The following is a 25,707-nucleotide window of genomic DNA, read 5'->3' as shown; positions in this document are numbered from 1 at the left end:
TTCCCCTTTTTTGTTTCCAATTCAGGAATGGATTAATGCCCGGATGAGCCAGTTTGCGCCACTTTCGCCACATTTCGGGCGATCTTCGGCCACATGCGCCGCCTAAACAGAGGGGGTCTTGAACGAAACTAATACTTCGTTAACGTTTAAGATCCAAAGTGAGACGACCCAAAGTTGAACAGTTTATTTGAGTGCGGAGTGTGAGAATGGCCTATCTTTTGACAGCAATTATGACCGGCGGCGTTGCCGCGATCCTGTCTTTGTTTGCTGGCGATACGTTCGGTCAGGTCATGTTGAACTACGTGATTTACGGCCATCTCGGCATGGCGACGCTTATTGTTGCATCAATCACTGCACGCCGCTTTGACCGCAATACGGACAGCTGAGTCCATACAGCGGCTCTCAGCCCGATCCACTTTAACTTGAAAAGACCTTGCGCCAGATCGGGGTGACGATACGCTCTCCTAGTGGGATGAGCAGCAGGCCAAGAGCCAACCCCAACACACCATCAATCGCGGCCTTAGAGAGCCATTCACTGAAGCCGGCGATTCTCTCTGGCAATGCATGGCCAATCGCATAGGCGACATCGTGGATCATTTGGGCCGGACCTGCGACGCCCAACTCTTCCAGACCGTGAACGATGATTGAGCCACCCACCCAGAGCATCGCAGCCGTACCCACAACAGTTAGCAACCTCAGAAAACCCGGCATCCCTTTGACCAAGCTGCGACCAATGGCGCGTGTCGGTGCAAGCCGCCCACCATTCGCCATGGCAAGTCCCAGATCATCCATTTTCACGATAAGAGCCACAGAGCCGTAGACCGCCACGGTGATAATGACGGCCACTGCAGCTAATGTCGCGGCCTCCATCCAAAATCCGCTTTCGGGAATTGCAGCAAGTGAAATGGTCATAATTTCGGCAGAGAGGATAAAGTCGGTCTTGATCGCTCCTTTTGCCTTTTCCTCTTCCAGCGCAGCAGGATCATCAATGGTTGTCTCTTTATGAGGGTGGTCCTCGTGGCCATGGCTCCATCCCAACACATGGGCAACCTTCTCGGCCCCCTCAAAGCACAAATATGCGCCCCCCAGCATCAGGAGCGGTGCAATCGCCCAAGGTGCGAAGGCAGACAGAGCCAAGCCTGCGGGCAGCAAGAAGACGAGTTTGTTCTTCAAAGATCCTTTTGTGATACGCCAGATGATCGGCAACTCGCGGCTGGCCTCGAAGCCATGCACGTATTTGGGGGTTACAGCCGCATCATCAATCACCGCACCCGCCGCTTTTGCAGAAGCTTTGGTCGCCTGCCCGATGACATCGTCAACTGAGGATGCCGCCACTTTTGCAATGGCTGCCACATCGTCCAACAGTGCAATCAATCCGCTCATCTATCCGCTCCGCTTTTGGTTGAAACACAGCTAAAGCAGCGACGCGAAAATGCCAATGCAGGACTGGATCATGACCGAGGCAAGGCCGTTACCGCTAACCCGAAAATTTTAACGCTAACATGAGGATTTGGGGGGCCATTGGCTCTGGCCCCTTTGTGTAGCGCGGGGGTATAGCACCCTTAACTAATCCCTAAAGGAGCCTATCATGACCATCAAAGTCGGCATCAACGGTTTTGGCCGCATCGGCCGTTGCACCCTTTCGCATATCGCACGCTCTGGCCGCGACGACATTGAGGTGATCAAGCTGAACGCCACAGGCCCCATCGAGACAGCTATGCACTTGCTGAAGTACGATTCGGTGCATGGCCGCTTTCCCAATGAGATCACGATTGGCGATGGCACGGTAAATATCGGTCAAAACGACATCGAAGTAATGTCCTCCTACGATCTGGACGCGCTTGACTGGTCGGGTTGTGACGTCGTGCTGGAATGCACAGGCCAGTTCAACGATGGCGAAATCGCAATCGCGCATATCAAGAACGGCGCGAAAAAGGTTCTGCTTTCCGGCCCTGGCGTAAACGTGGATCGCACTGTTGTCTTTGGTGTGAACGACCATCAGATATTGGCGAGCGATGTGATGATCTCCAACGGCTCGTGCACCACCAACTGTCTCGCTCCACTGGCGAAAGTCATGCACGAATCCGTCGGCATCGAGAGTGGTATCATGACCACGATCCACAGCTATACGGGTGACCAATACACGCTCGATAAGCGTCACAAGGACCTCTACCGCGCTCGCGCCGCCGGAATGGCGATCATCCCCACTTCGACAGGTGCGGCAAAAGCACTGGGTCAGGTCATGCCAGAGCTCAAAGGAAAACTCGACGGGACATGCCTGCGCGTTCCAACCCCGAACGTGAGCGTTGTCGATCTGACATTCACTGCGTCGCGCGAAACCACCATTGATGAAGTTAACGCCGCCGCAAAAGCAGCCGTAGACGGACATATGTCACATGTGATGGCCTATGATCCGGAGAAAAAAGTCTCCATCGACTTTAACCAGACCGAGCACAGCGCAATCTTTGCCCCTGACCAGACAATCGTGACAGGGGGCCGCACGGTGCGTGTGCTGGCGTGGTATGACAATGAATGGGCGTTTTCTGTACGCATGGCCGACGTGGCCGTTGCCATGGGCAAACTGGGCTGACCCTAAGCCTTGCCGCGATGATCTGCCTGCCCTAGAAGGGGCAGGCAACTTTAAAGGCGCCCCCCATGACCAATCCCATCGCATTTGTACTTGGCCTGATCATCGTCGGCGCAATTGTTATGGACTACTTCTACTACGGAACAGAACATATTGTGTTTCTCGCAAAGAAGATGACCGAGCTGATCGAGTGGCTCGCCTTCTGGCGCTAGTACCCCCGACGACATCCCGACCAATGACGCATCTTCAACGATTGACAATTGCTCGTTTACTCATATGTTTGCGCAAACATCGCTTTATAGGGGCTAAATATGACCATCAAGGTAGGAATTAACGGATTTGGCCGCATTGGCCGCAACGTTCTGCGCGCCCTGATCGAGAGTGGCCGTACAGACATCGAAGTCGTTGCGATCAATGATCTGGCACCGCTTGAAACAAACGCTCACCTGTTCGAATTCGACAGCGTGCATGGACGCTTTGGCCGCGAAGTCACGTTTTCCGATGGTGTGATGGATGTGGGCCGCGGGCCGATCCGTGTCACAGCCGAGCGTGCACCCGAAAACCTGCCGTGGGGCGACGTGGATATTGCGCTGGAATGTACTGGTATTTTTCGCAGCACGGAGAGCGCAGGCAAGCATCTCGCCAATGGTTCGCGCAAGGTTTTGATCTCCGCACCAGGCAAAGGTGACATGAAAACCATTGTTTACGGTGTGAACGAAGGTAATTTGACTGCGGATGATACTGTCGTTTCAAATGCATCGTGCACGACAAACTGCCTTGCCCCTGTGGCCCACGCCCTGCACAGCGCCTTCGGGATCAAGCGCGGCTTTATGACAACCGTGCACAGCTACACGGGCGATCAGCCTGTGCACGATATCGCCCACAGCGATCTTTACCGTGCGCGCGCTGCCGCCATGTCGATGATTCCGACAACTACAGGCGCAGCCGAGGCGTTGGCCCTTGTCCTTCCCGAACTGGCAGGCCGTGTTTCGGGAACGTCCATTCGCGTCCCCACACCCAACGTCTCTTGTGTGGATCTGGTAGTCGAACTGGGCCGTGATGTAGATGTCGATACAGTCAATGCGGCCCTCATTGAGGCGGCAAAAGGCATGCATGGTGTTATGGCTGTTACCGCACGCAAACTGGTCTCGATCGACTTTAACCATGACCCCCACAGCACAATCGTAGCGCTGGACCAGACCGCGGTTCAGGACGGCAACATGGTCCGCATACTCGCTTGGTACGACAACGAGTGGGGCTTTTCCAACCGTATGCTCGACACGGCCAAGGCGATGATGTCCGCCTGAGGCCTACCTGCCGAAACGCGCCTTAAGCTCGGTATTTACGCGGGGCGTCACGAATTTGCTGACGTCCCCGTCCAGCCGTGCAATTTCTTTTACAAGCTTGCTGGCAATCGCCTGATGTTGGGCTTCGGCCATCAGGAAAACCGTCTCAATCTCGTTGTTAAGCTGACGGTTCATGCCAACCATCTGATATTCATACTCAAAATCCGCCACTGCACGCAAGCCGCGAATAATGAGTGACGCGCCGACATCTTTGGCACAATCAATGAGCAGATTCTCGAAGGGATGGACGACAATCTCGATTCCTGTGTCCAGCGCAAGGGCTGCACATTCCTCCTCGATCATCGCTACACGCTCTTCGAGATCAAAAAGCGGACCTTTATCACGGTTGATCGCAACCCCTATCACCAGCTTGTCCACCAAAGAGGCCGCGCGGCGGATAATATCAATATGCCCCAAAGTGATGGGGTCGAATGTGCCGGGATATAGGCCAACGCGCATGGGCGGCGCTCCTTGGATCAGAGGTTAACAGGATCCCAAGCAACCACGCGGGCTGCCCAGATGCAAGGGCGGCTAGTGCCCGCGGATCATTCCCTCAAGCGCATCTTTCTCCATCGCAAGTTCCATCAGACGCGCCTTGACCACATCGCCGAGCGAGATCAGCCCAACCAGAGCGCCCTCTTCGAGCACAGGCATGTGACGAAACCGGCCTTCTGTCATCTGCTCCAATACAATATCGGCGCGCATGTCGCGGCTGCACGTTACCAGTTTGGAGGTCATGATGCTGCTCACCAGCTCGGTCAAACATCCAGCTCCGGATCGACCAATCTGGCGTACGATGTCGCGCTCCGAGATGATTCCATCAGGCACTTGACCGTCGCGCGATACAATCAGCGTACCGATCCGCCGCTCCGAGAGCATTTGCGCCGCTTGCCCGATTGTCGTCGATGGTACAACTGTAACCACCGTCTCATCTGCTTTCGTTTTCAGAATTTGCGACACCAACATATATATAATCTCCCGTGATCGGCGTGTTGAAGTCCCTCAATGGTCACTCGCAATGCGCGTCCATGTCAAGCGTTCTGGTGTTAACCGACTAATGCCTCCAACCGCGCGACCTCCTCACGCAAGCCCGCCGACAGCGCATCGGCAAACCGCGCAAGGCGCAGATTTCGTGCGTCATCCACATGGCGAATAAGGTAAAAGGCCCGTGTCAAACTGACCTCATCGGTCAGCACGCGCCGCAGTTCCGGGGCGAAAGCCAGGCTGAAATCATGCACCACCCCAACGCCAGCCCCCTGCCGTAGCATATTGACCTGCACGGAGACCGAATTTGACGCCAGCGCCACCCGTCCTGCCCCCAAATCCGCAAGATAATCAAGCTCGCGATCAAAAATCATATCGGAAATGTAGCCAACCATCTGGTGCTGGTTGAGGTCTGCAACGTCGCTGATCGCACTGTGCTGCGCGAGATAGCTATCCGAGGCGGCCAGGTGCAGTTTGTATTGCGTCACCTGCCGCACCACCAACCGCCCCGCCGTGGGTGCACTGACCCCGATCGCCATATCCGCTTCCCGCCGCGTGAGGTTGAACACCCGCGGAAGCGCCACGATCTGGATATCAAGCTGCGGGTTCTCCCGCGCAATAGCAGCGCAGACTTGCGGCAGCAGATAGTTTGCGCAACCGTCCGGTGCACCGAGCCTGATCTGCCCGCTCAGCGTCTCGCTCTGCGCGACATCCCCGACCGACGCACCGCGCATCGCCTGCTCGACTGCCCCTGCACGCACCAGCAACTCCTCTCCCGCTTGGGTCAACGCGTAACCCTGCGGCGACTTCACAAAAAGCGCCATCTGCATCGCTTTTTCGAGCCGTCCCATGCGCCGCCCCAATGTCGCAGGATCAAGCCGTAGCACCTTGCCTGCTCCTGAGAGGCTCTGCTCCCGCGCAACGGCCAGAAATAAACGCAAGTCATCCCAGTTCTGCACAGCGGTCCCTCTTCATTCTTACACCTCAACTTCTTTCTTCACTGCCCACGGATACATACCGACAAAATTGCAAAACAGTTTTGAAAACTTGCCTCTATCCCCCGCCTTTTTGCAAGACTAGGATAGTGTCAAATCCAACAGGAGTTTTCTCATGCAAGAACTGACCCACTATATCAACGGCGAGCACGTCAAAGGGACATCCGGCCGCTTTGCCGATGTGATGAACCCTGCCACTGGCGAAGTTCAGGCAAAATGCCCACTTGCAAGCAAAGAAGAGCTTGAGCAAGCAGTCGCATACGCCGCCGCAGCCCAACCCAAGTGGGCCGCAACCAACCCGCAGCGCCGTGCACGGGTGCTGATGAAGCTGGTGGACCTGCTGAACCGCGATATGGACAAACTGGCCGAGGCACTGAGTCGCGAGCACGGCAAAACCTTGCCAGATGCTGCAGGCGATGTTCAACGCGGCCTGGAAGTGGTGGAATACTGCATTGGTGCGCCGCAGCTTCTCAAGGGTGAATATACCGATTCCGCTGGTCCGGGCATTGATATGTACTCCATGCGTCAAGCGCTGGGTGTGACGGCTGGTATCACTCCCTTCAACTTCCCCGCGATGATCCCGATGTGGATGTTCGCCCCTGCCATCGCTTGCGGCAACGCCTTTATCCTCAAACCGTCGGAGCGTGATCCATCAGTTCCATTGATGCTTGCCGAATTGTCAGAAGAGGCGGGCCTTCCCAAAGGCATCTTGCAGGTTGTGAACGGCGACAAAGAAGCGGTTGATGCGATCCTTTATAACGATGTGATCCAGTCTGTCGGCTTTGTCGGTTCAACGCCCATTGCCGAGTATATCTATGGCACGGGCTGTGCGCAGGGCAAACGCGTCCAGTGTTTTGGTGGTGCGAAAAACCACATGATCATTATGCCCGACGCCGATATGGCACAGGCGGCTGATGCCCTCATCGGTGCTGGTTACGGCGCTGCGGGCGAGCGGTGTATGGCGATCTCGGTTGCCGTTCCTGTCGGCGATGATACCGCTGACCGTCTGATGGACGAGTTAGTCCCGCGCATCGAAAAACTGAAAGTCGGCCCCTACACGTCGGGTAAGGACGTCGATTACGGCCCTGTTGTGACTGCTGCGGCCAAAGCAAACATCGAACGGCTGGTACAAACTGGTATTGATCAAGGTGCGAAGCTGGTGGTCGACGGGCGCGGATTTAAGCTTCAGGGCTATGAAGAAGGCTTTTTCGTGGGGCCGCACCTCTTTGACCATGCCACCAAAGACATGGACATCTACAAGCAGGAAATCTTTGGCCCCGTCCTTACTTGCGTGCGCGCGCAAAGCTATGAAGAAGCGCTGGGGCTGGCGATGGACCATGAATACGGCAACGGCACCGCTATCTTCACGCGCGACGGTGATGCAGCGCGTGATTTTGCCAACCGGATCAACGTCGGCATGATTGGCATCAACGTGCCGATCCCAGTGCCCCTTGCCTATCACACCTTTGGCGGCTGGAAGAAATCTGTCTTTGGCGACCTGAACCAGCACGGTCCGGATGCGTTCAAATTCTACACACGCACCAAAACCGTGACCGCACGCTGGCCGTCGGGCATCAAAGAAGGCGGCGAATTCTCTATTCCAATTATGGAGTAAGTGCGCCCTACTGCCTGACTTTTCTCGCGGTATGCCTGCGGGATACAGTTTAAAGGAAAAATGAAAAAGAAGGGGCGGCGTTTGGGAAAACGACGCCCCTTTCTTTCCAAACGGGAGTGCTTTGACAAACTCCTGAAAGAATTGCCAACTACTTTTCAGACAAAGAGTTTCGGGAGAACGACATGGATTTTGCACTTAGCGAAGAACAAACCGCCATTTTTGATATGGCCTACGCGTTTGGCCAAGAGCATATCGCGCCTCATGCACAGGCATGGGAGAAGGCCGAAACGATTCCCAAGGAGCTATGGCCGCAAATTGCAGAGCTTGGGTTTGGTGGGCTCTATGTGTCTGAAGATGCTGGAGGATCAGGGCTTTCACGCCTCGATGCGACGCTTGTATTTGAGGCTTTGTCCATGGCCTGCCCCTCTGTTGCGGCCTTCCTTTCGATCCACAACATGTGCGCCAAGATGCTCGACAGTTTTGCCTCGGATGAATTGAAAGGGCGCATCATGGAAGATGTGCTCTCCATGAACACAGTGCTGAGCTATTGCTTGACCGAACCCGGATCAGGCTCGGATGCCGCAGCGCTCAAGACACGCGCAGAGCGGACAAATGAGGGCTATTCTCTCAACGGGACAAAAGCGTTCATCTCGGGCGGCGGTTACTCCGACGCTTACGTGTGCATGGTGCGCACGGGCGAGGATGGTGCGGCAGGTGTCTCCACCGTCTATGTCGAAGACGGCGCAGATGGCCTCAGTTTTGGCGGCTTGGAAGACAAAATGGGCTGGCGCAGCCAACCAACAGCGCAAGTCCAGTTCGACAATTGCAATATTCCAGCGGGTAATTTGGTAGGTGAAGAAGGAAAAGGTTTCAAATATGCGATGAAAGGTCTTGATGGTGGCCGTTTGAACATCGCCGCCTGCTCACTGGGAGCAGCACAGATCGCATTGACCAAGACGCTGGATTACATGGGCGAGCGTAAGGCCTTCGGAAAGTCTATTGACCAATTTCAGGGCCTGCAGTTTCGTTTGGCTGATATGGAAATCGAGCTTCAAGCAGCCCGGGTGTTTTTGCGGCAGGCCGCTTGGAAGCTTGACAATGGTGAGCCTGACGCGACCAAATTTTGCGCGATGGCGAAAAAGTTTGTGACGGAGGCAGGCAGCCGCGTGGTCGATCAATGTCTGCAACTGCATGGCGGCTATGGCTATTTGGCCGATTACGGCATCGAAAAGCTGGTCCGCGACCTGCGCGTTCACCAGATTTTGGAAGGCACAAACGAAATTATGCGCGTTATCGTCTCTCGTGACATGCTAAAGAACCGCTGATGTCGGATATTGATATCCGCATCGTCGGGCGCGTGGGGCGGATCACGCTGATGCGACCTAAGGCATTGAATGCAATGACATATGAGATGTGTCTGGCCATTGAAGCGGCCTTTGACGACTGGCGAGATGATGAAGCTGTCGCCCTCGTTGTGATCGACGCTGAGGGTGAACGTGCCTTTTGCTCGGGTGGCGATATAGCAGAGTTGTACGAGACAGGCACCAAAGGCGACTATGCCTTTGGGCAGAAGTTCTGGGCCGACGAGTATCGCCTGAACCACAAGATTTTCAACTATCCAAAGCCCGTTGTTTCCTTCCTTCAGGGATTCACCATGGGCGGTGGTGTCGGCATTGGCTGCCATGGCACCCACCGCATTGTTGGCGAGAGTAGCCAGATCGCCATGCCGGAGTGTGGCATCGGGCTGGTGCCTGATGTGGGCGGTTCCCTAATGCTGGCGTTGGCACCGGGGCGGCTTGGGGAATACTTGGGGATAACTGCGGCACGCATGGGCCCTGATGATGCAATTTATGCAGGCTTTGCAGACAGCTACATGCCACAGTCAATGTGGACAAATGCGATATCAAAATTGGAAGATACAGGAGATGTAGAGCAGATTTCATCCCTGTATGAAGCGCCACCTGCTGGCACATTGCGCGGTAACTCAGCGCAAATCGAACTGCTGTTTGCAGGCGAAAGCTATGATGACATCAAACGGGTCTTGATCGATGATGACAGCGCATTTGCACATGCGGCTCTAAAAATGGTGTCGCGCAACTCCCCTCTGTCGATGGCCTGTGCCGTGGAGACGATCCACCGGTTGCGAGGGCCAAGCCTGACGATGGAAAAGGCGCTCGACCTTGAATACCGCTTTACCGCACGGGCGATGGAGCACGGGGATTTCCTCGAAGGGATCCGCGCCGCGATTATCGATAAGGACCGCCAGCCCAAATGGCAATTTGCAGATTGCGATGTGCCGATCGCAGCCGTTTCCAAAATGTTGCGCCCTTTGGGCAAAGACGCACTCAAACTTTAACGGGAGAGACAGATGAGCAGCACCAAAATCGGATTTATCGGCCTTGGCAATATGGGGGCACCAATGGCGCATAACCTCGCGAAGGCGGGCCATACAGTTGTCGGGTTCGATACCGCTGGCACCATTGCAGAGGGCGTTGGCGTTGCGCTTACAGCGGAAGCGGCCTGCGCCGATGCGGATTTTGTCATCACAATGCTGCCAAATGGCGCGATCCTGCGAAGTGTTGCTGCCCAAGTGCTCCCTGCGATGAAACAGGGGGCAACGCTGATTGACTGCTCGACTGTGGACGTCGAGAGTGCGCGGGATGTAGGCGCACAAGCCGCTGAGATGGCGCTCGGCTTTGTTGATGCGCCTGTCTCTGGCGGGATCGGTGGGGCGTCGGCTGGCACATTGACCTTTATGACAGGGGGTACGGAAGCGGCTTTTGCAGCAGCCAAACCGCTTTTTGACATCATGGGGCAAAAGGCCGTTCATTGCGGCGAAGCTGGTGCAGGTCAGGCTGCCAAAATTTGCAACAACATGATCCTTGGGGCCACGATGATTGCCACCTGCGAAGCCTTTGCTTTGGCAGATAAACTGGGACTGGACCGTCAGAAAATGTTTGACGTTGTCAGCACCTCGTCGGGCTATAGCTGGTCAATGAACGCCTATTGCCCTGCCCCTGGTGTGGGTCCGACATCGCCAGCCGACAATAACTACAAACCAGGGTTTGCAGCCGAGTTGATGCTCAAGGATTTGGGCCTCAGCCAGCAAGCCGCAGAAGCCGTGGATGCCGATACGCCTATGGGTGCGTTGGCACAGGCGCTCTATGCTAAGTTTGTCGAGGAGGAAGACGGGCGTGGCCGCGATTTCTCTGCCATGCTGCCCCGTCTGGCTGCACGCAGTCGCGGCATGTGATGTCGCAATCGGGCATTTTTGCGCTGTCTTGTCCCCTAGGATGAGGGGGCAACAGCCAAGGATGCTCCGATGCCCCTTCCCTTTGATACATTTGCCGCCACGCTAAGCTTTGATGACCTGCCGCCAGAGCTGCTCTGGACGTTACGGCGATCGTTTACCGATACCATGGGCACAGCGGCTGTCGCCTCAACCACCGAAATGGCGGATATTGCGCGGCGCGGGGCCTTGGCCGTTTTTGGTCCGGGTGGCGCAGGAACGGCGCGCATTCTCCTTCACGGCGGTCCTGTGAGCCCTGTGGGCGCTGCCATGGCAGGCGCATTTACCGTTGATGCAGTGGATGCCCATGACACCACATCACCCTGCAAGGGGCATGCGGGATCTGCTGTCTTTCCTGCTTTGCTGGCCCTTGCTGATGCTCTGGACCTCCCCGTGACGGGGCAGGAATTCGCTGTCTGGCTCGCTGTGGCCTATGAGGTGAGCTATCGTGCGGGGCTGGCGCAGCATGCCACTTGTGAGGATTATCACACCTCTGGCGCATGGACCTCAACGGGGGTCGCAACTGCGGCGGCGCGTGCGTTGGGCCTGTCGTCCGAACAAATACGCCATGCCGCAGGCATTGGGGAGTTTCATGGGCCGCGCAGCCAGATGATGCGCTGCATCGACCACCCGACGATGCTGCGCGACGGTGTGGGCTGGGGTGCGCCCTCCGGCCTCACGGCGGCCTATCTTGCGGCGGAAGGCTTCACGGGCGCACCTGCCCTCACCTGTGAGCAAGCACCGGAGTTTTGGGATGATCTGGGCACAGCATGGCGCACTGTGGAAGACACCAGTTACAAGCCCTACCCCTGCTGCCGCTGGGCGCATCCGTCGATTGATGCCGCTTCATATTTAATGACCGAAAATGGACTGACATCGACCGATATATCAGGCGTCGAGATCAAGACATTCCACAATGCAACACGCCTTGCAGGGCATACTCCGGCAACCTTGGACGAATTCAGCTATTCTATCGCATTTCCCGTTGCGTGTATGATTGTACGCGGCCAGATTGGTGTACCGGAATTGCAGCCCGGAACTTTGCAAGACCCGGAAATCCTTCGGGTGAGCAGGGCAACTCACCTCATCGACGATGACCATTACACCAAGATATCCGTGGGCAAACGCTGGGCCGAGGTCACGTTACGCTGCCATGACGGGCGCAATTTCACCTCCCGACCACGCAGCCCACGTGGCGACCGTGACATGCCACTGAGCGATGTAGAGATTTCAGACAAGTTTCACAGCTTTGCCGACCCTGTTTTGGGCCGTGCGCGTGCGGACGAGATTGAGAATTTGTCAGGCCGTTTTGACAGCCTTGATGCAGGCGAGTTCTCCCGCCTGCTTGACTTGTGCCTTAGTGCACCGTGAATTGCCGAACGATCTGCCGAAGAAAATAAAAAGGGGCCCGACCCTATTTTCCGACAGTGATCAAAAGTAGAAAACAAAACATCACTGGAACGAGCGCTAACGCGACAAGAATGAGTGCTGGATAACCAAACGTCGCTATTGCGGCGCCCCAAAGCATCAGCGCGGTCAACACAACCGTCAATACGCGAAATTCAATTGTACTGGTCTGGTCCTTTGCACGGTCTTTGATTTTTTCGACCTGCGGGTTCTTGGACTTCGGCATTACATTCGTTGCGTTGACTGTCATTTCGGTGTCTCTCCCTATGCTGGGGGAGACATAATAGTTTTCAACAAAAGCGGTATGTGACATTCTGACCAAAAGCATCAGAATTAATTCAATTGACGCCGCGTCCTATTCCGCCGCCACCTTTCGGGGGTTCAGCATCGGCTTGAGATATTTGCCAGTGTAACTGCCGGCAACTTCGGCCACCTGCTCTGGCGTGCCTTTAGCCACCACCTGACCGCCACCATCGCCCCCCTCGGGTCCAATGTCGATGATATAATCGGCAGTTTTCACCACGTCGAGGTTATGCTCAATCACAATAACAGAATTGCCCTGATCAACCAATTCATGAAGCACTTCCAACAACTTACGCACATCTTCAAAATGCAAACCTGTTGTCGGTTCATCCAGAATATAAAGCGTGCGGCCTGTAGAGCGTTTGCTGAGTTCCTTGGAGAGCTTAACGCGCTGCGCCTCGCCGCCAGACAGGGTCGTCGCCTGCTGACCGACCTTGATATACCCAAGGCCCACCCGCACCAGCGCGTCCATCTTTTCTCGGATCGATGGCACAGCAGTAAAGAAGGTCTGCGCATCTTCGACGGTCATATCGAGGACGTCGGCGATGCTCTTGCCCTTGAATTTGATTTCAAGCGTTTCGCGGTTGTACCGTGCACCCTTACAAGTCTCACACTCAACATAGACATCCGGCAGGAAATGCATTTCGATCTTAATGACACCGTCACCCTGACAGGCCTCACAGCGCCCGCCCTTGACGTTGAAAGAAAAGCGACCGGGCTTGTAGCCGCGTGCCTTGCTCTCTGGCAGACCCGCGAACCAATCGCGCATGGGCGTGAAGGCGCCCGTGTAGGTCGCAGGGTTGGAGCGCGGTGTACGGCCAATGGCGCGTTGGTCAATGTCGATGACTTTGTCGAGGTGTTCCAAGCCCTTGATAGTCTCGCAAGGGGCTGGCGTCTGCCGTGCACCGTTGAGGTTCATGGAAGCGGTCTTGAACAATGTCTCGATGGTCAACGTTGATTTGCCGCCGCCCGACACCCCCGTCACACAAACGAACTGCCCCAGAGGGAAATCAACGGTTACGTTCCGCAAGTTGTTGCCTGTCGCCTTTACGACTTGGAGCTTCTTCTTGTTGCCCTTGCGACGTTTGGCAGGCACGGCGATCTCGCGTTTGCCTGTCAGGTACAGTCCTGTGAGAGAATTGGGATCGTTGGCAACTTCATCAGGTGTCCCGTGGCTCACCACGCGGCCCCCGTGGACGCCAGCCCCTGGCCCGATGTCAAAAACATAGTCTGCTTCGCGGATCGCTTCCTCGTCATGCTCGACAACGATTACCGTGTTTCCTTGGTCACGCAGGTTTTTGAGGGTTAGCAGGAGGCGATCATTGTCGCGCTGGTGCAGGCCAATGGAAGGCTCGTCGAGAACATAGAGAACGCCCGTCAGGCCAGAGCCGATTTGAGATGCCAAGCGGATGCGCTGGCTCTCACCCCCGCTTAATGTACCACTTGAACGTGCAAGCGTAAGATATTCCAATCCAACGTTATTTAAAAATCCGAGACGCTCTCTGATTTCCTTCAAGATTGCCTTGGCGATCTCGTTTTTCTGGGGCGTCAGCTGTTCTGGGACCTGGTTACACCACTCATATGCCTCACGGATCGACATCTGCACCACATGACCTGCATGTAGCAGGCTGTCACCCTTGCCGATCTTCACGGCCAAAGCCTCGGGGCGCAGCCGGTAGCCCTCACAAGTACCGCAGGGGCGGTTGTTCTGATAGCGCTCGAACTCTTCGCGAATCCAGTTGCTGTCTGTCTCACGGTAGCGGCGTTCCATGTTGGGGATAACACCCTCGAATACGCGGCTTACCTCGTAGACACGCCCGCCTTCGTCGTAGCGAAACTTGATCTCTTCCTTGCCGGAGCCATAGAGGAACACCTGCTGGATCTTGGGATCAATGTCTTTCCATTTGGCCGATTGGCTAAAGCCGTAGTGCTTGGCAATCGCCTCGATGGTCTGTTTGAAATACGGGCTCTTACCCTTGCGCCACGGGGCTAGCGCACCATCGTAGATTTTCAGGTTCTGGTCGGGCACCACAAGGCGCTCGTCGAAAAAGAGCTCTTTTCCCAAACCATCGCAGGACGGGCATGCACCGAATGGCGCGTTAAACGAAAACAGGCGCGGCTCAATCTCTGGGATCGTGAAACCACTGACAGGACAGGCAAATTTCTCGGAAAAGGTGAAGCGCTCCGGCTCACCCTCACTGGGCGCAGTCTCAAGGATCGCAATGCCATCGGCCAGATCAAGGGCGGTGCGTAAACTATCGGCCAAACGTGTCTCGAGCCCCTCGCGCACAACGATACGGTCCACAACCACATCAATGTCATGGCGGAATTTCTTGTCCAGTGTGGGCGGCTCGTCCAGCTCATAGAATTCTCCGTTCACCTTGACCCGCTGGAAGCCAGTCTTACGCAGCTCGATGAACTCTTTTTTATACTCGCCTTTGCGGTCACGGATGATCGGGGCCAGCAGATAGGCGCGGGTCCCCTCCTCCATCGCCATGATACGGTCAACCATGTCCTGCACCTGTTGGGCATCGATCGGCTTGCCCGTGGTCGGAGAATAGGGCGTGCCAACGCGTGCAAACAGAAGGCGCATATAATCGTAAATCTCGGTCACGGTGCCCACAGTCGAGCGCGGGTTTTTCGATGTGGTTTTCTGCTCGATCGAAATTGCAGGGCTAAGGCCAGAGATGTGATCCACATCAGGTTTCTGCATCATATCAAGGAACTGGCGGGCATAGGCGCTGAGGCTCTCGACATAGCGGCGCTGTCCCTCGGCATAAATCGTGTCAAAGGCGAGACTGGATTTTCCCGACCCCGACAGCCCCGTGATCACCACCAATTGGTCGCGCGGAATATCCACATCGATGTTTTTGAGATTGTGTTCGCGTGCGCCGCGGACTTCGATATTCTTTTGCTCAGCCATGGTGGACCCCCGTCATTCCTACCAGACATAGGCGCGGCTGCGGGATTCTCCAATGCAAAAATGTGAACAAACAGTAAACATCAGGCGTTTCTGCGCAGCCGGGCCAGCAAAAGGTGCAAGAGCAGCCCCATAACAAAGGCTGCACCCGCAAGGACGGGCAAGCTTGGATAGCCCCAACCGACGAGCGCAAAAGCCATCACAGGCGTTCCTAGCGTGTTACCGAGGTTGCCCATCTGCGCCATGGCACCATTGGCCTGTGACTGTGTCCTTGTGGTGTGGTTGAGTTCGGGCACAGCAGCAAAGCTGGCCCCTTGGATCAGTCCCAGCACCCCCGCCAGTGTCAGGCAGGCTGTCACCCCCGCAGGAACCAGCCAGAGCCAGACCATACAAAGCGCTGAGAGGGCAAAGCCGATCATTACCACCTGCACCGCTGGCATGATGCGCAGCAACGCCACACCAAGTGTCATGGAGACCGCAATACCTACCAACGGCATAGCCCCGATCACCAATCCGCGCGATGAGGGGTCAAGGAAGGGTGGTAGCACCGTCAGGAGAGCCACAAAGCAGAAGGTATAGAAGAGCCAGCCAATCGCGGGCGCGCTGATCCATGCGGAGCGGTAGATGGATTTATGGACCGCAAGAATGGAGGAAACAGATATCTCTTGCACTGCCCCGTCATCCGGTAAGCGGCGCAAGCGTGGGCTGAGATAGATGGCGAAGGCCACCATATAGGCCGCATGAAAGATAAAGAGCACGGGGATGCCAAAGGCCAGCGCCAAGGGCCGCCCGAACCAGACCATCATCGCAAAGGCGATACCAAAGAATGTACCCCAAAGCGTGAGTGCCATCCCGCGCTGCCTGTCTGTGGCGATTTGAGCGATCAGAGTCGGCGCAGCCACCACCAATGCAAGATGCGATGCCCCCTCGATCAGACGCAATAGAAACATCACAGACAGGGGCGGCAGAAGTGCCTGTCCCAACGAGACAGCCGCCCCCAGCCACAGCGCCCAGAGCAAGGAGCGCCGATAGCGCACCCGAGACACCAGCATCGCCGCCACAGCGCCTAGCAAGATGCCAATGACCCCTATCATGGAGACGAGCCAGCCTAAAGCCGCGCCGCCCTCAGGGTAGATGCCCCCCAGTAAATCAAAAATCACCGCGAATTTTGCAAACTGCATGGCCGCGCCCAGCCCTGCGCCCCAAAGCGCCAGTATCAGCGGCCATGATCCGGCCATCAGCTACGCTCGGCCATGGCCCAAGCGCAGATCGGAAACATCGGATCGTCTTCGATATCGTCCTCGCCCTCGATATATTCGGGCGGCCATTTTTCTTCGAGGTTACGCGTTGCGACGTGACGGTTGCCCCACTGGAAAGACTGGATCAGATGCTCTTCGAAACCGCATTCGATCAGGAAATTTTTCAGTCCGCGTGCAGACCAGCGCGAATTATCCATAGGGGCTGCGTGAAACGGCACAAAGAACGGCACAGCCACCCAAAATTTACCGCCCTTTTTCAACATCTGTCGTACATGTTTGGTGGCGATATAGGGGCGGTCAAGATGCTCCCATACCTGATTGGCAAGGATCAGATCGAATTTGCGCGGCTTGCCCGTCTCGGGGTCGATGTAGGGGCCTGCGCAGATGTCATATTCGGGATAGCGGAACTGCTCGTAGCTTTTAAAGTCAAACTGCGTACCATAGTGGCCAGAAACCTCCGCCACCTTGAGGCGGTGAGGCTTGAGGTCTTGGATCATTTTTCGGGACGCAGGCCCCATCACAACGCGATTTATACTAACCATAAGTTGAGTATGACTGCGCTCACAGCCGCCGTAAAGCGGCGAGTGGGAGCGCAGAACAGATTACATGTGGATGACGCGACCATAGGCGTCGAGCACGGATTCGTGCATCATTTCCGATAGGGTCGGATGCGGGAAGACGGTGTTCATCAGGTCTTCTTCGGTTGTCTCCAACTGACGCCCCACAACATATCCCTGAATCAGTTCGGTCACTTCGGCACCAATCATATGCGCACCCAAAAGCTCACCTGTTTTGGCGTCAAAGATCGTCTTTATCATGCCGTTTTCCTCGCCCAAGGCGATGGCTTTGCCGTTACCGATAAAGGGGAAGCGACCCACTTTGATGTCAAATCCAAGCTCTTTGGCCTTCGTTTCGGTATAGCCGACAGAGGCGACTTGCGGATGGCAATAGGTGCAGCCTGCGATGCTCTCGGGCTTGACCGGATGGGCGTGCATGCCAGCCATAAGCTCGGCCACCATCACCCCCTCGTGGGACGCTTTGTGCGCGAGCCACGGCGCGCCTGCGATATCACCAATGGCATAGAGGCCATCAACGCCCGTTCGGCAGTATTCGTCGGTCACAACATGGGTGCGGTCAATCTTGACGCCCAACTCTTCAAGGCCGAGGTTCTCGATATTGCCGACGATACCGACAGCACTGATGACAGTGTCAAATTCATGTGTTTCGGTTTTACCGCCCACTTCGATGTGGGCAGTCACTTTGTCGCCCGCACGGTCCAGCTTCTTGACCATCGCCTTTTGCATAATTTTCATGCCCTGCTTTTCGAACGACTTCTTCGCGAAAGCGGAGATTTCTTCGTCCTCCACAGGCAGCACGCGGTCCATGACTTCTACAACAGTCGTGTCAGCGCCCAGCGTATTGTAGAAGCTGGCGAATTCGATGCCGATGGCGCCTGAACCGATAACCAGCAACTTTTTCGGCATGTGCACAGGCTGAAGCGCATGGCGGTAGGTCCAGACCAGCTTTCCGTCTGCTTCCAAACCTGGCAATTCACGTGCGCGTGCACCCGTGGCAAGCACGATATTTTTGGCCGTCAGGTTTTCGGTGCCTTTGTCGGTTTTTACCTTCACCTTGCCTTTTGCGGGAATTGTAGCCTCCCCCATCACAACAGTTACTTTGTTCTTTTTCATCAAGTGGCCGATGCCGCCTGACAACTGGCCTGCCACCTTGCGGGAGCGCTTCACGACTGCATCCAGATCATAGCTGATGCCTTCCGCCTTAAGGCCGAACTCTTTGGCGCGGTGCATAAGATGGAACACTTCGGACGAGCGCAACATTGCCTTTGTTGGGATACAGCCCCAGTTAAGGCATATCCCGCCGAGGTTTTCACGCTCGACGATGCAAACCTTCATCCCGAGTTGCGATGCCCGTATAGCAGCGACATAGCCGCCCGGCCCAGCACCAATAACAATCAGATCAAAGGACGTCTCGGCCATGGGGCACCTCATTTAAGCGTCAAAATATAGTTTACCATTAAACTATATCTCAAACCGCATCAATGGCAGTGAGCGAATGGCAGCTATGCAGTTAGAGAATTAGCGCTGTTTGAGAAACCACCCGATTGAGAGCCCGACAGCACCGAGGATCATCGCAAAATAAGCGATTGGGATCATGAGCTGGGCGTGGCTCTCAAAAACACCTGCCCATGGACCCATATTAGAAAAGGTAAGCAATAACGCCCCTGCCCCAAGAGCAGCGACAGAAATCCAACGAAGTATAAGTGCGGTCATTTGTTTCTCCTGTTATCTGGGAGAAGAAACAGCCGCGCACGGAATGTAGTTCCAATCTAATGGATTATGCCGCCAGATCAGCCTGAAGTTGGCGCAGGGTGTGGCCGTAGCCACCTTTGGCGGCATAAGCCACTTCATTGCGCGTCATATCGCGCGACAGCGCCTCGTTGCGATATGGAAAGCGACCGAATTCGCGGATAACTTCGCGGTGCGCCTGAGCGTGCAAAAGGTTGTTGGCACCGTTCTCGGGCATCCGCTCTACCATGAGGCGGATACAGCGGTCCTGATCACACAGGTTCTCTGAGTGCATCAGAGGCAGATAAAAGAACTGGCGTGCAGGCGCGTCAATCTTCAGATCCCATCCTTTGCAGATCGCACGCTTTGCCACGGCAAGGGCAACAGCATCGGTCGCAAATGCCTCCCCGCGACCGCGGAACATGTTGCGCGAAAACTGATCAGTGAGGATCAGATACGCCAACGCGCCGGAAGGATATGTGAGCCAAAGGCTCAAACCGCCATCGCGTGCCGCCTCCCATGTGCTCTGAAAAGTTTCGCGGATCTCGGAGTCAATGGCATCATCGACAGCGTACCACCCCTTAGGCCCAACACGGTCTAGCCAGAATTCCAGTACCTTTTCGGGACCAACCATCACTTTATCCTCTTTGCTCCGAGCTTTTCACTCATCAGTTAAAGACAAATTAAGCAATTTTCCTACACACGTTTTGCGACAGAACCGTCATGTTTAGCGCAATCATGGTTCTTTCGGGACATAAAGTTTCCTTTAGGTGGCATGTATTTGCCGCCTTATGTCGGGTTCTGCGCGGATTCCTCGTCTTCCAGCTCTGTCTCGATTGCGTATTCTTGCGCAATTTCCATCGCCACGCTGGTCGCTGTGGGGCCCATCGGAACATAAGAACCAGTCTCGTCTGTGGGCAACGTTGCGCGCACGGTCGAGCGGTAGCCTGCGTAGACGATCATTGCGCCGAATAGAACGGCGGTGAAGAGGTAAAAGCCCGCCGGTCCAAGTGAGGTCCCCATCATCCAACCTGTAATTACGGGCCCCAAGATTGCCCCCAAACCGTTGATAAAGATCAAGCCGCCCGAGGCCGCCGCCATGTCGTCATGCTCCAAAAAGTCGTTAGTGTGTGCGATAAGCAGAGAATAAAGCGGGTTCGCCATACCCCCGATCACAAAGGCAGAGACCAACAGCAGCGTAAACACATCGCCCTTGAGCATGCCAAGGATACAGCCCAAGCCACCGATCACGGAGACCACAATTACCAGATACCGACGGTCCATCCGGTCCGAAATCCAGCCAATAGGGTATTGCAGAAAAACCGCCCCGATAAAGAATGTCGCCACAAACGTAGAGATCTGCGCCACGCTCAGGCCTGCTTCGGCACCATAAACCGCCGACATTCCGAACTGTGCCGAGAAGATACCGCCGAGGATGAACATGCCCACACAGCCCAAGGGAGAGAAGCCCATCAGTTCCTTAAGGCTCATTGGTTTGGTCGTCTCAAACGCAGGTGTCGGGCTGATCGATAGCAAGATTGGCGTAATAGCAATGCTCACGAGCACCGAGGGGATCACAAACAGGATAAACCCGTCAGGTTCCGCCACCAGCAACATCGCCTGCGCAGCAACAATGCCAAGTGTCTGGATAATCATATAAAGCGAGAGCGCCTGCCCCCTGTTGGAGTTATCAGCCGCATTGTTGAGCCAGCTTTCAGCAGTGACATACACGGCCGAGAAACAGAACCCGATCAACACGCGCCCCAATGCCCAGACCCAGATGTAGGGAAAAGTCGGATAAAGGATCATCACAGCCGAAATAGCCGAGGCAAGTGCAGCAAACACACGGACATGGCCCACGCGGCGGATCATATTGGGTGCCATCCGCGAGCCGCCGAGGAAGCCCACAAAATAGGCCGACATCACAATCGACATAGCGAAAGTGTCAAAACCCTCGATCTCGCCACGGATACCCAAAAGCGTACCCTGCATGCCGTTGCCAAGCATCAAAAGGAACATGCCGAACAAAAGCGCCCAAGCGCTGGTCAAGACCTGCCACATACGTCGTCTCCTAAGATGTCTATATAACCCCTAGCGCCGCGCGCGATCACTTGTCGGGTTCACGTGCGACTCAAATCAGTCGCATTTGCGCGGCGGTATCAGGAGTGATGCGTCTCCGTAAGAGAAAAACCGATATTTTTCGTTAATTGCGTGGGAATAAATATCGCGGATCGTCTGCGACCCCATAAGGGCCGAAACAAGCATCATTAAAGTCGAGCGCGGCAGGTGAAAATTCGTCATCAGCGCATCGGCCACGTTGAAGTGAAAGCCGGGGGTGATGAAGATGTCTGTGTCACCTTCCCAAGGGGCGATGATCCCGCTTTTTCCTGCTGTCTCGATCAGGCGCAGGGCTGTGGTGCCTACGGGGATCACGCGGCCGCCTGCCGCTTTTGTCGCCGCAATCTCGGCGGCGGCATCGGCGCTCACCTGCCCCCATTCAGAATGCATTTTGTGGTCGGCAATGTCGTCGACTTTCACAGGCAGGAATGTCCCCGCGCCTACGTGCAGCGTCACATAACTAAAATCGATGCCCATCTCCCGCAGCGCCGCCAGCAACAGAGCATCAAAGTGCAAGGAGGCCGTTGGGGCGGCAACAGCCCCTGAGTGCTTGGCCCAGATCGTCTGGTAATCCGTCTTGTCTTGGGCGTCCGCTGCACGTTTGGCGGCAATGTATGGCGGCAAAGGCATGGCCCCTGCGGCGTTAAGAGCCGCGTCGAAATCATCGCCCGTGAGGTTAAAGCGCAGATACCCTTGACCGTCTGCCACCCCTTCCATTGTGGCGCGCAGATCGTTGGAGAAAATGACATCCTCGCCAACCTTGAGCCTTTTGAGTGGCTTGACCAAGGCAGACCAGATGCCCGCCTCTGCCTGAGGCTCCAGAAGCGTCACTTCGACCTTGGCACTCACCGGGCCTTGGGCGCTGGTACGGTGGCGTACACCTGACAGACGCGCGGGGATTACGCGGGTATCGTTAAGAACCAGACGATCCCCTTTTCTCAACCACGCTGTCAGATCATGCACTTGGGCGTCATGGATGACATCGCCCTGCGCCACCAGCAATCGCGCAGAAGAGCGCGGCTGTGCGGGGCGCACGGCAATCAGGGTTTCGGGCAGGTCGAAGTCAAAATCACTAAGTTTCATAACCGCGCTTTAGCGTCCTTCGTAGGCTGGTTCAACGGGCCTTTGTTCGGGTGCTTGCGGCAAAGGGGCCACTTCGCCATCGACGCTTGGAAGTTCGGTTTTTGGGGCGCGGAAAATATCGCGCAGGCCGCCAGGCGCCAAAACAGACAGCGGATTGATCGACACTTTCGGCGATTTGGCCTCGCCTGTCAGGCGGTAGTTAAAGCCGAGCAATCCTTCGCCTTTGCGCGTCAAGATTGAGCCGATGCCATTGAGCAGGTAGACAGGTGTTATCACCCCTTGCATGGCGATCTGCCCGCTGTCGGTGGCATAGACACCGTCCATCGACAGGCCCAGTGATGCGCCCGTCGCACTGCCACGGCTCAGTGTCATACGGTTGGGCGTGAGGCGGAACTCAGCCTCAACCTCGTCAAAATAGATGCCATCGCCGTTCATCTCGTTCACCAGCCCCACAATCGAGAGCGAGTTCACGAGGGCGGCAATCGCAGGGGCATCCTTGATCGACACACCCGTTACTTTGAGCCGTCCGTCAAAGGCGCTGCCACTGCCAACTGGTAAGAGCGACATGTCAAGCGTACCACCAACCGCTTGCTCCGCCACGCCCGCAGAGCGCAGCACCCCACCCGCATCCGCCGAAGTGAGACGCACAGCCGTGCGCCCGCGCTGAGGCACGACGCGACCTGATACATCTGTGCCGCCGTTCACCCGCGCCTCGAATGGGCCGTCAAGGCCGCCTGTGGTTTTAAACGTGCCTGCAAGCCCCTGAAGCCATAGGGTATCAGTCACCTGAAGGCGGTCGAGTGTGACCCGCATCGGCGGATTTGCGGGACCAGCACGCCCGCCACTTCCCGCACTGCTCTCACTACTTCCCCCGAACTGTGCCGTGCGCAGATCAACACGCCCTGCCCGTACCACCACTTGCGGTGCACGCCCCGATCCTTGGCCCACAAGGGCGGCCCTCACATCGAGCCAGTTGCCCACTTTAAGCGTGCGCAGCTCCAGCACGCCGAGACCGCCATTCTCCGCCAGTGTAATACTGCCCCTTGCATCCAGTCCTGCACCATTTAGCGAAATCGCCGTGACTTCGGGCCGCGCACCAAGGCGTATATCCATGTCGAGCTTTGCCTGTGCACCACTGCTTTTACGCCAGCCGATTTGGGGAACTTGGAGCGTCGCGCCGCGTAGGCTGGAGCGTAAGGTCATGCGCGGAGACTGCCCCCGCTCAAAATCAATGCCGATATCGGCCCCTGTGGCCCCCGTGAGCATCCCTTGCGGCAACGCCGCATTAAAGGCGGTCAAGGCTTGCGGGGTGATCTGTGCCGTCCCGCGAAGGGTGCTTTTGGCCGCTCCTGCGCCAATGGGCTGCTGCCAACGGCCGTCAAATGCCACCCCTTCGAGCGTACCTTTGCCTGCGATCTCGATCCCGTTATTATTTGCCACCAGCGCCATGCGCTGTGATTTCAGGCTGCGCCCCTTGATCAGGCGGGTGCTCGTGAGATTGATCAAATCCCCCGTTACATCGAATTTCACATCCGCAGGACTGCCCCCCCGCTTAAGCGGGAAGTCCAAGGTGCCCGAGACAACTGCCTCTCCATCCCCCAATTCTACAGGCAATCCTGTGCGCCGCATCACCCCCATAGGTGGCTGGTCCAGCGTCCAGAGCGCTGCGGTAACCGAAGCACGTGCATTGAGGCGCACAATCGCTGGTGTGCCGCCTTTCACGCCTAGATCGGGCAGAATGAAGGAGGACCGCTCCACCCGCATGGGACCGCCAAGGCCTGCCTCCACCATGCCCTCGTCCAGCGAAACAACGAACCGTTTACCATCAAGGCTGGCATGTCCGCGCCCTTGGGTCACGGGAGGCAATGTGCGCAGGAATTTGACTGAAGCGTCCTGATAGTCAAAAGCAAGATATGTGCGCGGTGTCTCATCAGGAGCAAGGCGCAGGGCAAAATCCGCATTAGTGATATCGGCCCCGAGCAAGTTTTCTGCCAGCCAGTTGCGGGTCCGGGTTTTTACCGCCTCAGGCCAAAGGGCAATGATCCGTGTGGGATCAATCTGATCGGTGCGCGCGTCCAGCGATACCTGCCAGCCATCGGGCCGTGCAGTCAGCGTGCCAAATGCATGACGGGTTTGTGCGCCGTCAAACAGATCAAGCCGCCCGATGTCGATTTTGAACGGGTTGGTTTGAAGACGAAAATCTATCTCGGCGCCGTCAATCTCGACAGGTTCGGGGTAGAACGCCATCGGATTGGCCCGCAGCTGTGTGACCCTGAACTGTCCAACCAAATCCTCCAGCGCCCCACTGCGTAGCCCCGTCAGCGATGCAGTGCCTTCGGCCTGTGCCGTGACCCATTTGCTGCGGACGGACAATTCGTCAAACTGCAAAAGACCGCGTGCAGCATCATAGGAGAAATAGCTGCGCGCCCCGTCGAATGGAATCGGCAGCGTTTCGTCATTAGGTTGGACAACTCCCGCACCGATCTGAAGTGTGGCACTCAGCGGGGCCAGTGTGCCATTGGCCCGCACACCAGATCGAACTGCCCCCGAAATCGGCGCTTTGAGCGCACCCATCCATGCAAACGCAGGGCTTTGGGTGGCGATATCGGCAGCGGAAGCATCGTCAATACGCACGCCAAACTGGGCTTCGGCCTCACCGATGACGCTGGTGTAGTTTGCGGATAATGTTGTTGCTGTTGCAGCGCTCCCCAGCACGGCGAGATCGGCGGAGGCAACCAATGCGCCATCCTTGCGAAGCGCGATCATGCGGCCGCCGTCGAGGGTAAAGGCGGTCCCTGCCCTGCGGTCGATGAATTGCAGCGTCAGCCCCCGCACTTCTGCATAATCAAGGTCGGCAAGGCCCGGTTGCTGGAGCACATCGTCGATTTGGGCGACGATACGGCCCAGACCTGCGCCCTTGGCATCGCCACCTGCGCCTGTTGCGATATCACTTTGTAGCAGCAGACTGCCGTCCTCTTCGCGGATCAGCGTGGCAAAGACGCCTTGCAGGGCCACTTCAGCGGGTTTGACATGCCCTGCGCGCAGGGCTTCAAAGGAAAACCGCACACGGGCCTCGGAAAAGCGGATCATCTCGCGGCCTGTTGTGTCTGCCACAGCCACATCGCGCAAGCGCACGCGGGGGCGCCACCCTTCCTGCATGAGCAACCGCACTTCACCAAAGCTTATTTGCACGTCTGGAAATTCGGTGATCAGGCGCCGCTCGATCCGAGCCTCCACCCAATCAGGTAGAACCACGGGGCGATCATAGAAGAAGTAGACAGCAGCCACCGCAACCAAAGTAATTAGAACCAAAAGCGACCACGCAGCGTTGAACAGGCCAACCAATAGCAAAAACCACCCGCGTTTGCGGCGGCGGCTTTTTGGGGGGACTGGCGGGGTGGTGTCGGCCATCAGGTTCCGGTCACTGGAAAAGGGTGCTACATCTTGCGCGGCGCTGCTTGGTTTATTTTGCCGCTGCCCTACTATGACATGGGA

Annotated in this window: 23 protein-coding genes; 9 read left to right on the top strand and 14 right to left on the bottom strand. The window is 56.3% G+C overall.

Annotation, left to right across the window (positions count from 1 at the left end; all coding sequences use genetic code 11):
- Nucleotides 1-206: 206 nt before the first annotated feature.
- On the top strand, nucleotides 207-386 hold the full coding sequence (locus Q0775_RS14950; protein WP_298862562.1) for a hypothetical protein: 180 nt from the start codon (nucleotides 207-209) through the stop codon (nucleotides 384-386).
- 31 nt (nucleotides 387-417) lie between these two features.
- On the opposite strand, the gene Q0775_RS14945 is transcribed toward Q0775_RS14950, so the two are convergent.
- Entirely contained in the window at nucleotides 418-1,383 is a 966-nt protein-coding gene (locus Q0775_RS14945; protein WP_298862559.1) for a DUF808 domain-containing protein, read from the bottom strand.
- Between the two features lie 205 nt (nucleotides 1,384-1,588).
- On the opposite strand from Q0775_RS14945, the gene gap (Q0775_RS14940) reads away from it, so the two are divergent.
- The 3 genes from gap (Q0775_RS14940) to gap (Q0775_RS14930) all read left to right on the top strand — a co-directional run bounded on the left by gap (Q0775_RS14940) (nucleotide 1,589) and on the right by gap (Q0775_RS14930) (nucleotide 3,894).
- A complete protein-coding gene (gap, locus tag Q0775_RS14940; RefSeq protein ID WP_298862555.1) occupies nucleotides 1,589-2,590 on the top strand; it encodes a type I glyceraldehyde-3-phosphate dehydrogenase in 1,002 nt (333 codons plus the stop codon).
- 65 nt (nucleotides 2,591-2,655) lie between these two features.
- Nucleotides 2,656-2,799, top strand: coding sequence for a hypothetical protein (locus Q0775_RS14935; protein ID WP_298862552.1), 144 nt, complete (start codon nucleotides 2,656-2,658; stop codon nucleotides 2,797-2,799).
- A gap of 99 nt (nucleotides 2,800-2,898) precedes the next feature.
- Nucleotides 2,899-3,894, top strand: coding sequence for a type I glyceraldehyde-3-phosphate dehydrogenase (gene gap, locus Q0775_RS14930; RefSeq protein WP_298862549.1), 996 nt, complete (start codon nucleotides 2,899-2,901; stop codon nucleotides 3,892-3,894).
- A 3-nt stretch (nucleotides 3,895-3,897) separates the two neighbouring features.
- Here gap (Q0775_RS14930) and coaD read toward each other — a convergent pair whose 3' ends face one another.
- From coaD to Q0775_RS14915, 3 genes are all read right to left on the bottom strand, one after another.
- Entirely contained in the window at nucleotides 3,898-4,392 is a 495-nt protein-coding gene (coaD, locus tag Q0775_RS14925; protein WP_298862546.1) for a pantetheine-phosphate adenylyltransferase, read from the bottom strand.
- A 72-nt stretch (nucleotides 4,393-4,464) separates the two neighbouring features.
- Nucleotides 4,465-4,899, bottom strand: coding sequence for a CBS domain-containing protein (locus Q0775_RS14920; RefSeq protein WP_298862543.1), 435 nt, complete (start codon nucleotides 4,897-4,899; stop codon nucleotides 4,465-4,467).
- 80 nt (nucleotides 4,900-4,979) lie between these two features.
- Entirely contained in the window at nucleotides 4,980-5,876 is an 897-nt protein-coding gene (locus tag Q0775_RS14915; protein WP_298862540.1) for a LysR family transcriptional regulator, read from the bottom strand.
- A 151-nt stretch (nucleotides 5,877-6,027) separates the two neighbouring features.
- Here Q0775_RS14915 and Q0775_RS14910 point away from each other — a divergent pair, with 151 nt between their 5' ends.
- The 5 genes from Q0775_RS14910 (at nucleotide 6,028) to Q0775_RS14890 (ending at nucleotide 12,187) form a co-directional block, all read left to right on the top strand.
- Nucleotides 6,028-7,527, top strand: coding sequence for a CoA-acylating methylmalonate-semialdehyde dehydrogenase (locus tag Q0775_RS14910; RefSeq protein ID WP_298862538.1), 1,500 nt, complete (start codon nucleotides 6,028-6,030; stop codon nucleotides 7,525-7,527).
- A gap of 182 nt (nucleotides 7,528-7,709) precedes the next feature.
- Nucleotides 7,710-8,852: an acyl-CoA dehydrogenase family protein gene (locus Q0775_RS14905; RefSeq protein WP_298862535.1), complete on the top strand. Its 1,143-nt coding sequence runs from the start codon at nucleotides 7,710-7,712 to the stop codon at nucleotides 8,850-8,852.
- Nucleotides 8,852-9,883, top strand: coding sequence for an enoyl-CoA hydratase/isomerase family protein (locus tag Q0775_RS14900; protein WP_298862532.1), 1,032 nt, complete (start codon nucleotides 8,852-8,854; stop codon nucleotides 9,881-9,883). Before Q0775_RS14905 ends, Q0775_RS14900 begins: the two co-directional genes overlap by 1 nt.
- A 12-nt stretch (nucleotides 9,884-9,895) precedes the next feature.
- A complete protein-coding gene (gene mmsB, locus Q0775_RS14895) occupies nucleotides 9,896-10,780 on the top strand; it encodes a 3-hydroxyisobutyrate dehydrogenase (protein ID WP_298862529.1) in 885 nt (294 codons plus the stop codon).
- Nucleotides 10,781-10,849: 69 nt separating this feature from the next.
- On the top strand, nucleotides 10,850-12,187 hold the full coding sequence (locus Q0775_RS14890) for an MmgE/PrpD family protein (protein WP_298862526.1): 1,338 nt from the start codon (nucleotides 10,850-10,852) through the stop codon (nucleotides 12,185-12,187).
- Between the two features lie 43 nt (nucleotides 12,188-12,230).
- Here Q0775_RS14890 and Q0775_RS14885 read toward each other — a convergent pair whose 3' ends face one another.
- From Q0775_RS14885 to Q0775_RS14840, 10 genes are all read right to left on the bottom strand, one after another.
- On the bottom strand, nucleotides 12,231-12,473 hold the full coding sequence (locus tag Q0775_RS14885; protein WP_298862524.1) for a hypothetical protein: 243 nt from the start codon (nucleotides 12,471-12,473) through the stop codon (nucleotides 12,231-12,233).
- A gap of 105 nt (nucleotides 12,474-12,578) precedes the next feature.
- Nucleotides 12,579-15,449 carry an excinuclease ABC subunit UvrA gene (gene uvrA / locus Q0775_RS14880; protein ID WP_298862522.1) on the bottom strand — a complete coding sequence of 957 codons (2,871 nt, stop codon included), beginning with the start codon at nucleotides 15,447-15,449 and terminating at the stop codon, nucleotides 12,579-12,581.
- A gap of 80 nt (nucleotides 15,450-15,529) precedes the next feature.
- On the bottom strand, nucleotides 15,530-16,684 hold the full coding sequence (locus Q0775_RS14875; protein ID WP_298862520.1) for an MFS transporter: 1,155 nt from the start codon (nucleotides 16,682-16,684) through the stop codon (nucleotides 15,530-15,532).
- Nucleotides 16,684-17,202: a class I SAM-dependent methyltransferase gene (locus Q0775_RS14870; protein WP_298862519.1), complete on the bottom strand. Its 519-nt coding sequence runs from the start codon at nucleotides 17,200-17,202 to the stop codon at nucleotides 16,684-16,686. Before Q0775_RS14870 ends, Q0775_RS14875 begins: the two co-directional genes overlap by 1 nt.
- 105 nt (nucleotides 17,203-17,307) lie before the next feature.
- Nucleotides 17,308-18,702 (bottom strand): dihydrolipoyl dehydrogenase, encoded by a 1,395-nt coding sequence (lpdA, locus tag Q0775_RS14865; protein WP_298862518.1) that lies wholly within the window; start codon nucleotides 18,700-18,702, stop codon nucleotides 17,308-17,310.
- A 99-nt stretch (nucleotides 18,703-18,801) separates the two neighbouring features.
- Entirely contained in the window at nucleotides 18,802-18,996 is a 195-nt protein-coding gene (locus Q0775_RS14860) for a hypothetical protein (protein WP_298862516.1), read from the bottom strand.
- Between the two features lie 64 nt (nucleotides 18,997-19,060).
- Entirely contained in the window at nucleotides 19,061-19,645 is a 585-nt protein-coding gene (locus tag Q0775_RS14855) for a DUF924 family protein (RefSeq protein WP_298862514.1), read from the bottom strand.
- A 155-nt stretch (nucleotides 19,646-19,800) separates the two neighbouring features.
- Nucleotides 19,801-21,072 carry an MFS transporter gene (locus Q0775_RS14850; RefSeq protein WP_298862512.1) on the bottom strand — a complete coding sequence of 424 codons (1,272 nt, stop codon included), beginning with the start codon at nucleotides 21,070-21,072 and terminating at the stop codon, nucleotides 19,801-19,803.
- Nucleotides 21,073-21,147: 75 nt separating this feature from the next.
- Complete coding sequence (queA, locus tag Q0775_RS14845; RefSeq protein ID WP_298862510.1) at nucleotides 21,148-22,212, bottom strand: tRNA preQ1(34) S-adenosylmethionine ribosyltransferase-isomerase QueA; 1,065 nt, start codon at nucleotides 22,210-22,212, stop codon at nucleotides 21,148-21,150.
- Nucleotides 22,213-22,221: 9 nt separating this feature from the next.
- Nucleotides 22,222-25,623: a DUF3971 domain-containing protein gene (locus Q0775_RS14840; protein ID WP_298862507.1), complete on the bottom strand. Its 3,402-nt coding sequence runs from the start codon at nucleotides 25,621-25,623 to the stop codon at nucleotides 22,222-22,224.
- Nucleotides 25,624-25,707 lie beyond the last annotated feature (84 nt).

The sequence above is a fragment of the uncultured Sulfitobacter sp. genome, from assembly GCF_947499945.1.
Classification (GTDB): Bacteria; Pseudomonadota; Alphaproteobacteria; order Rhodobacterales; family Rhodobacteraceae; genus Sulfitobacter.
Note: the sequence above shows the minus strand (reverse complement) of the source record. Positions and strands in the feature narration are given on the sequence as shown.

What these genes read in the sequence shown, in the direction of transcription:
- Q0775_RS14900 (WP_298862532.1), top strand. Translation starts at nt 8,852, where the DNA reads ATGTCGGATATTGATATCCGCATCGTCGGGCGCGTGGGGCGGATCACG.
- mmsB (WP_298862529.1), top strand. Translation starts at nt 9,896, where the DNA reads ATGAGCAGCACCAAAATCGGATTTATCGGCCTTGGCAATATGGGGGCA.
- gap (WP_298862555.1), top strand. Translation starts at nt 1,589, where the DNA reads ATGACCATCAAAGTCGGCATCAACGGTTTTGGCCGCATCGGCCGTTGC.
- Q0775_RS14850 (WP_298862512.1), bottom strand. Translation starts at nt 21,072, where the DNA reads ATGTGGCAGGTCTTGACCAGCGCTTGGGCGCTTTTGTTCGGCATGTTC.
- Q0775_RS14890 (WP_298862526.1), top strand. Translation starts at nt 10,850, where the DNA reads ATGCCCCTTCCCTTTGATACATTTGCCGCCACGCTAAGCTTTGATGAC.
- lpdA (WP_298862518.1), bottom strand. Translation starts at nt 18,702, where the DNA reads ATGGCCGAGACGTCCTTTGATCTGATTGTTATTGGTGCTGGGCCGGGC.
- Q0775_RS14920 (WP_298862543.1), bottom strand. Translation starts at nt 4,899, where the DNA reads ATGTTGGTGTCGCAAATTCTGAAAACGAAAGCAGATGAGACGGTGGTT.
- Q0775_RS14950 (WP_298862562.1), top strand. Translation starts at nt 207, where the DNA reads ATGGCCTATCTTTTGACAGCAATTATGACCGGCGGCGTTGCCGCGATC.
- Q0775_RS14855 (WP_298862514.1), bottom strand. Translation starts at nt 19,645, where the DNA reads ATGGTTGGTCCCGAAAAGGTACTGGAATTCTGGCTAGACCGTGTTGGG.
- Q0775_RS14860 (WP_298862516.1), bottom strand. Translation starts at nt 18,996, where the DNA reads ATGACCGCACTTATACTTCGTTGGATTTCTGTCGCTGCTCTTGGGGCA.
- gap (WP_298862549.1), top strand. Translation starts at nt 2,899, where the DNA reads ATGACCATCAAGGTAGGAATTAACGGATTTGGCCGCATTGGCCGCAAC.
- Q0775_RS14885 (WP_298862524.1), bottom strand. Translation starts at nt 12,473, where the DNA reads ATGACAGTCAACGCAACGAATGTAATGCCGAAGTCCAAGAACCCGCAG.
- Q0775_RS14910 (WP_298862538.1), top strand. Translation starts at nt 6,028, where the DNA reads ATGCAAGAACTGACCCACTATATCAACGGCGAGCACGTCAAAGGGACA.
- Q0775_RS14935 (WP_298862552.1), top strand. Translation starts at nt 2,656, where the DNA reads ATGACCAATCCCATCGCATTTGTACTTGGCCTGATCATCGTCGGCGCA.
- queA (WP_298862510.1), bottom strand. Translation starts at nt 22,212, where the DNA reads ATGAAACTTAGTGATTTTGACTTCGACCTGCCCGAAACCCTGATTGCC.
- coaD (WP_298862546.1), bottom strand. Translation starts at nt 4,392, where the DNA reads ATGCGCGTTGGCCTATATCCCGGCACATTCGACCCCATCACTTTGGGG.
- Q0775_RS14875 (WP_298862520.1), bottom strand. Translation starts at nt 16,684, where the DNA reads ATGGCCGGATCATGGCCGCTGATACTGGCGCTTTGGGGCGCAGGGCTG.
- Q0775_RS14945 (WP_298862559.1), bottom strand. Translation starts at nt 1,383, where the DNA reads ATGAGCGGATTGATTGCACTGTTGGACGATGTGGCAGCCATTGCAAAA.
- Q0775_RS14840 (WP_298862507.1), bottom strand. Translation starts at nt 25,623, where the DNA reads ATGGCCGACACCACCCCGCCAGTCCCCCCAAAAAGCCGCCGCCGCAAA.
- Q0775_RS14905 (WP_298862535.1), top strand. Translation starts at nt 7,710, where the DNA reads ATGGATTTTGCACTTAGCGAAGAACAAACCGCCATTTTTGATATGGCC.
- uvrA (WP_298862522.1), bottom strand. Translation starts at nt 15,449, where the DNA reads ATGGCTGAGCAAAAGAATATCGAAGTCCGCGGCGCACGCGAACACAAT.
- Q0775_RS14870 (WP_298862519.1), bottom strand. Translation starts at nt 17,202, where the DNA reads ATGATCCAAGACCTCAAGCCTCACCGCCTCAAGGTGGCGGAGGTTTCT.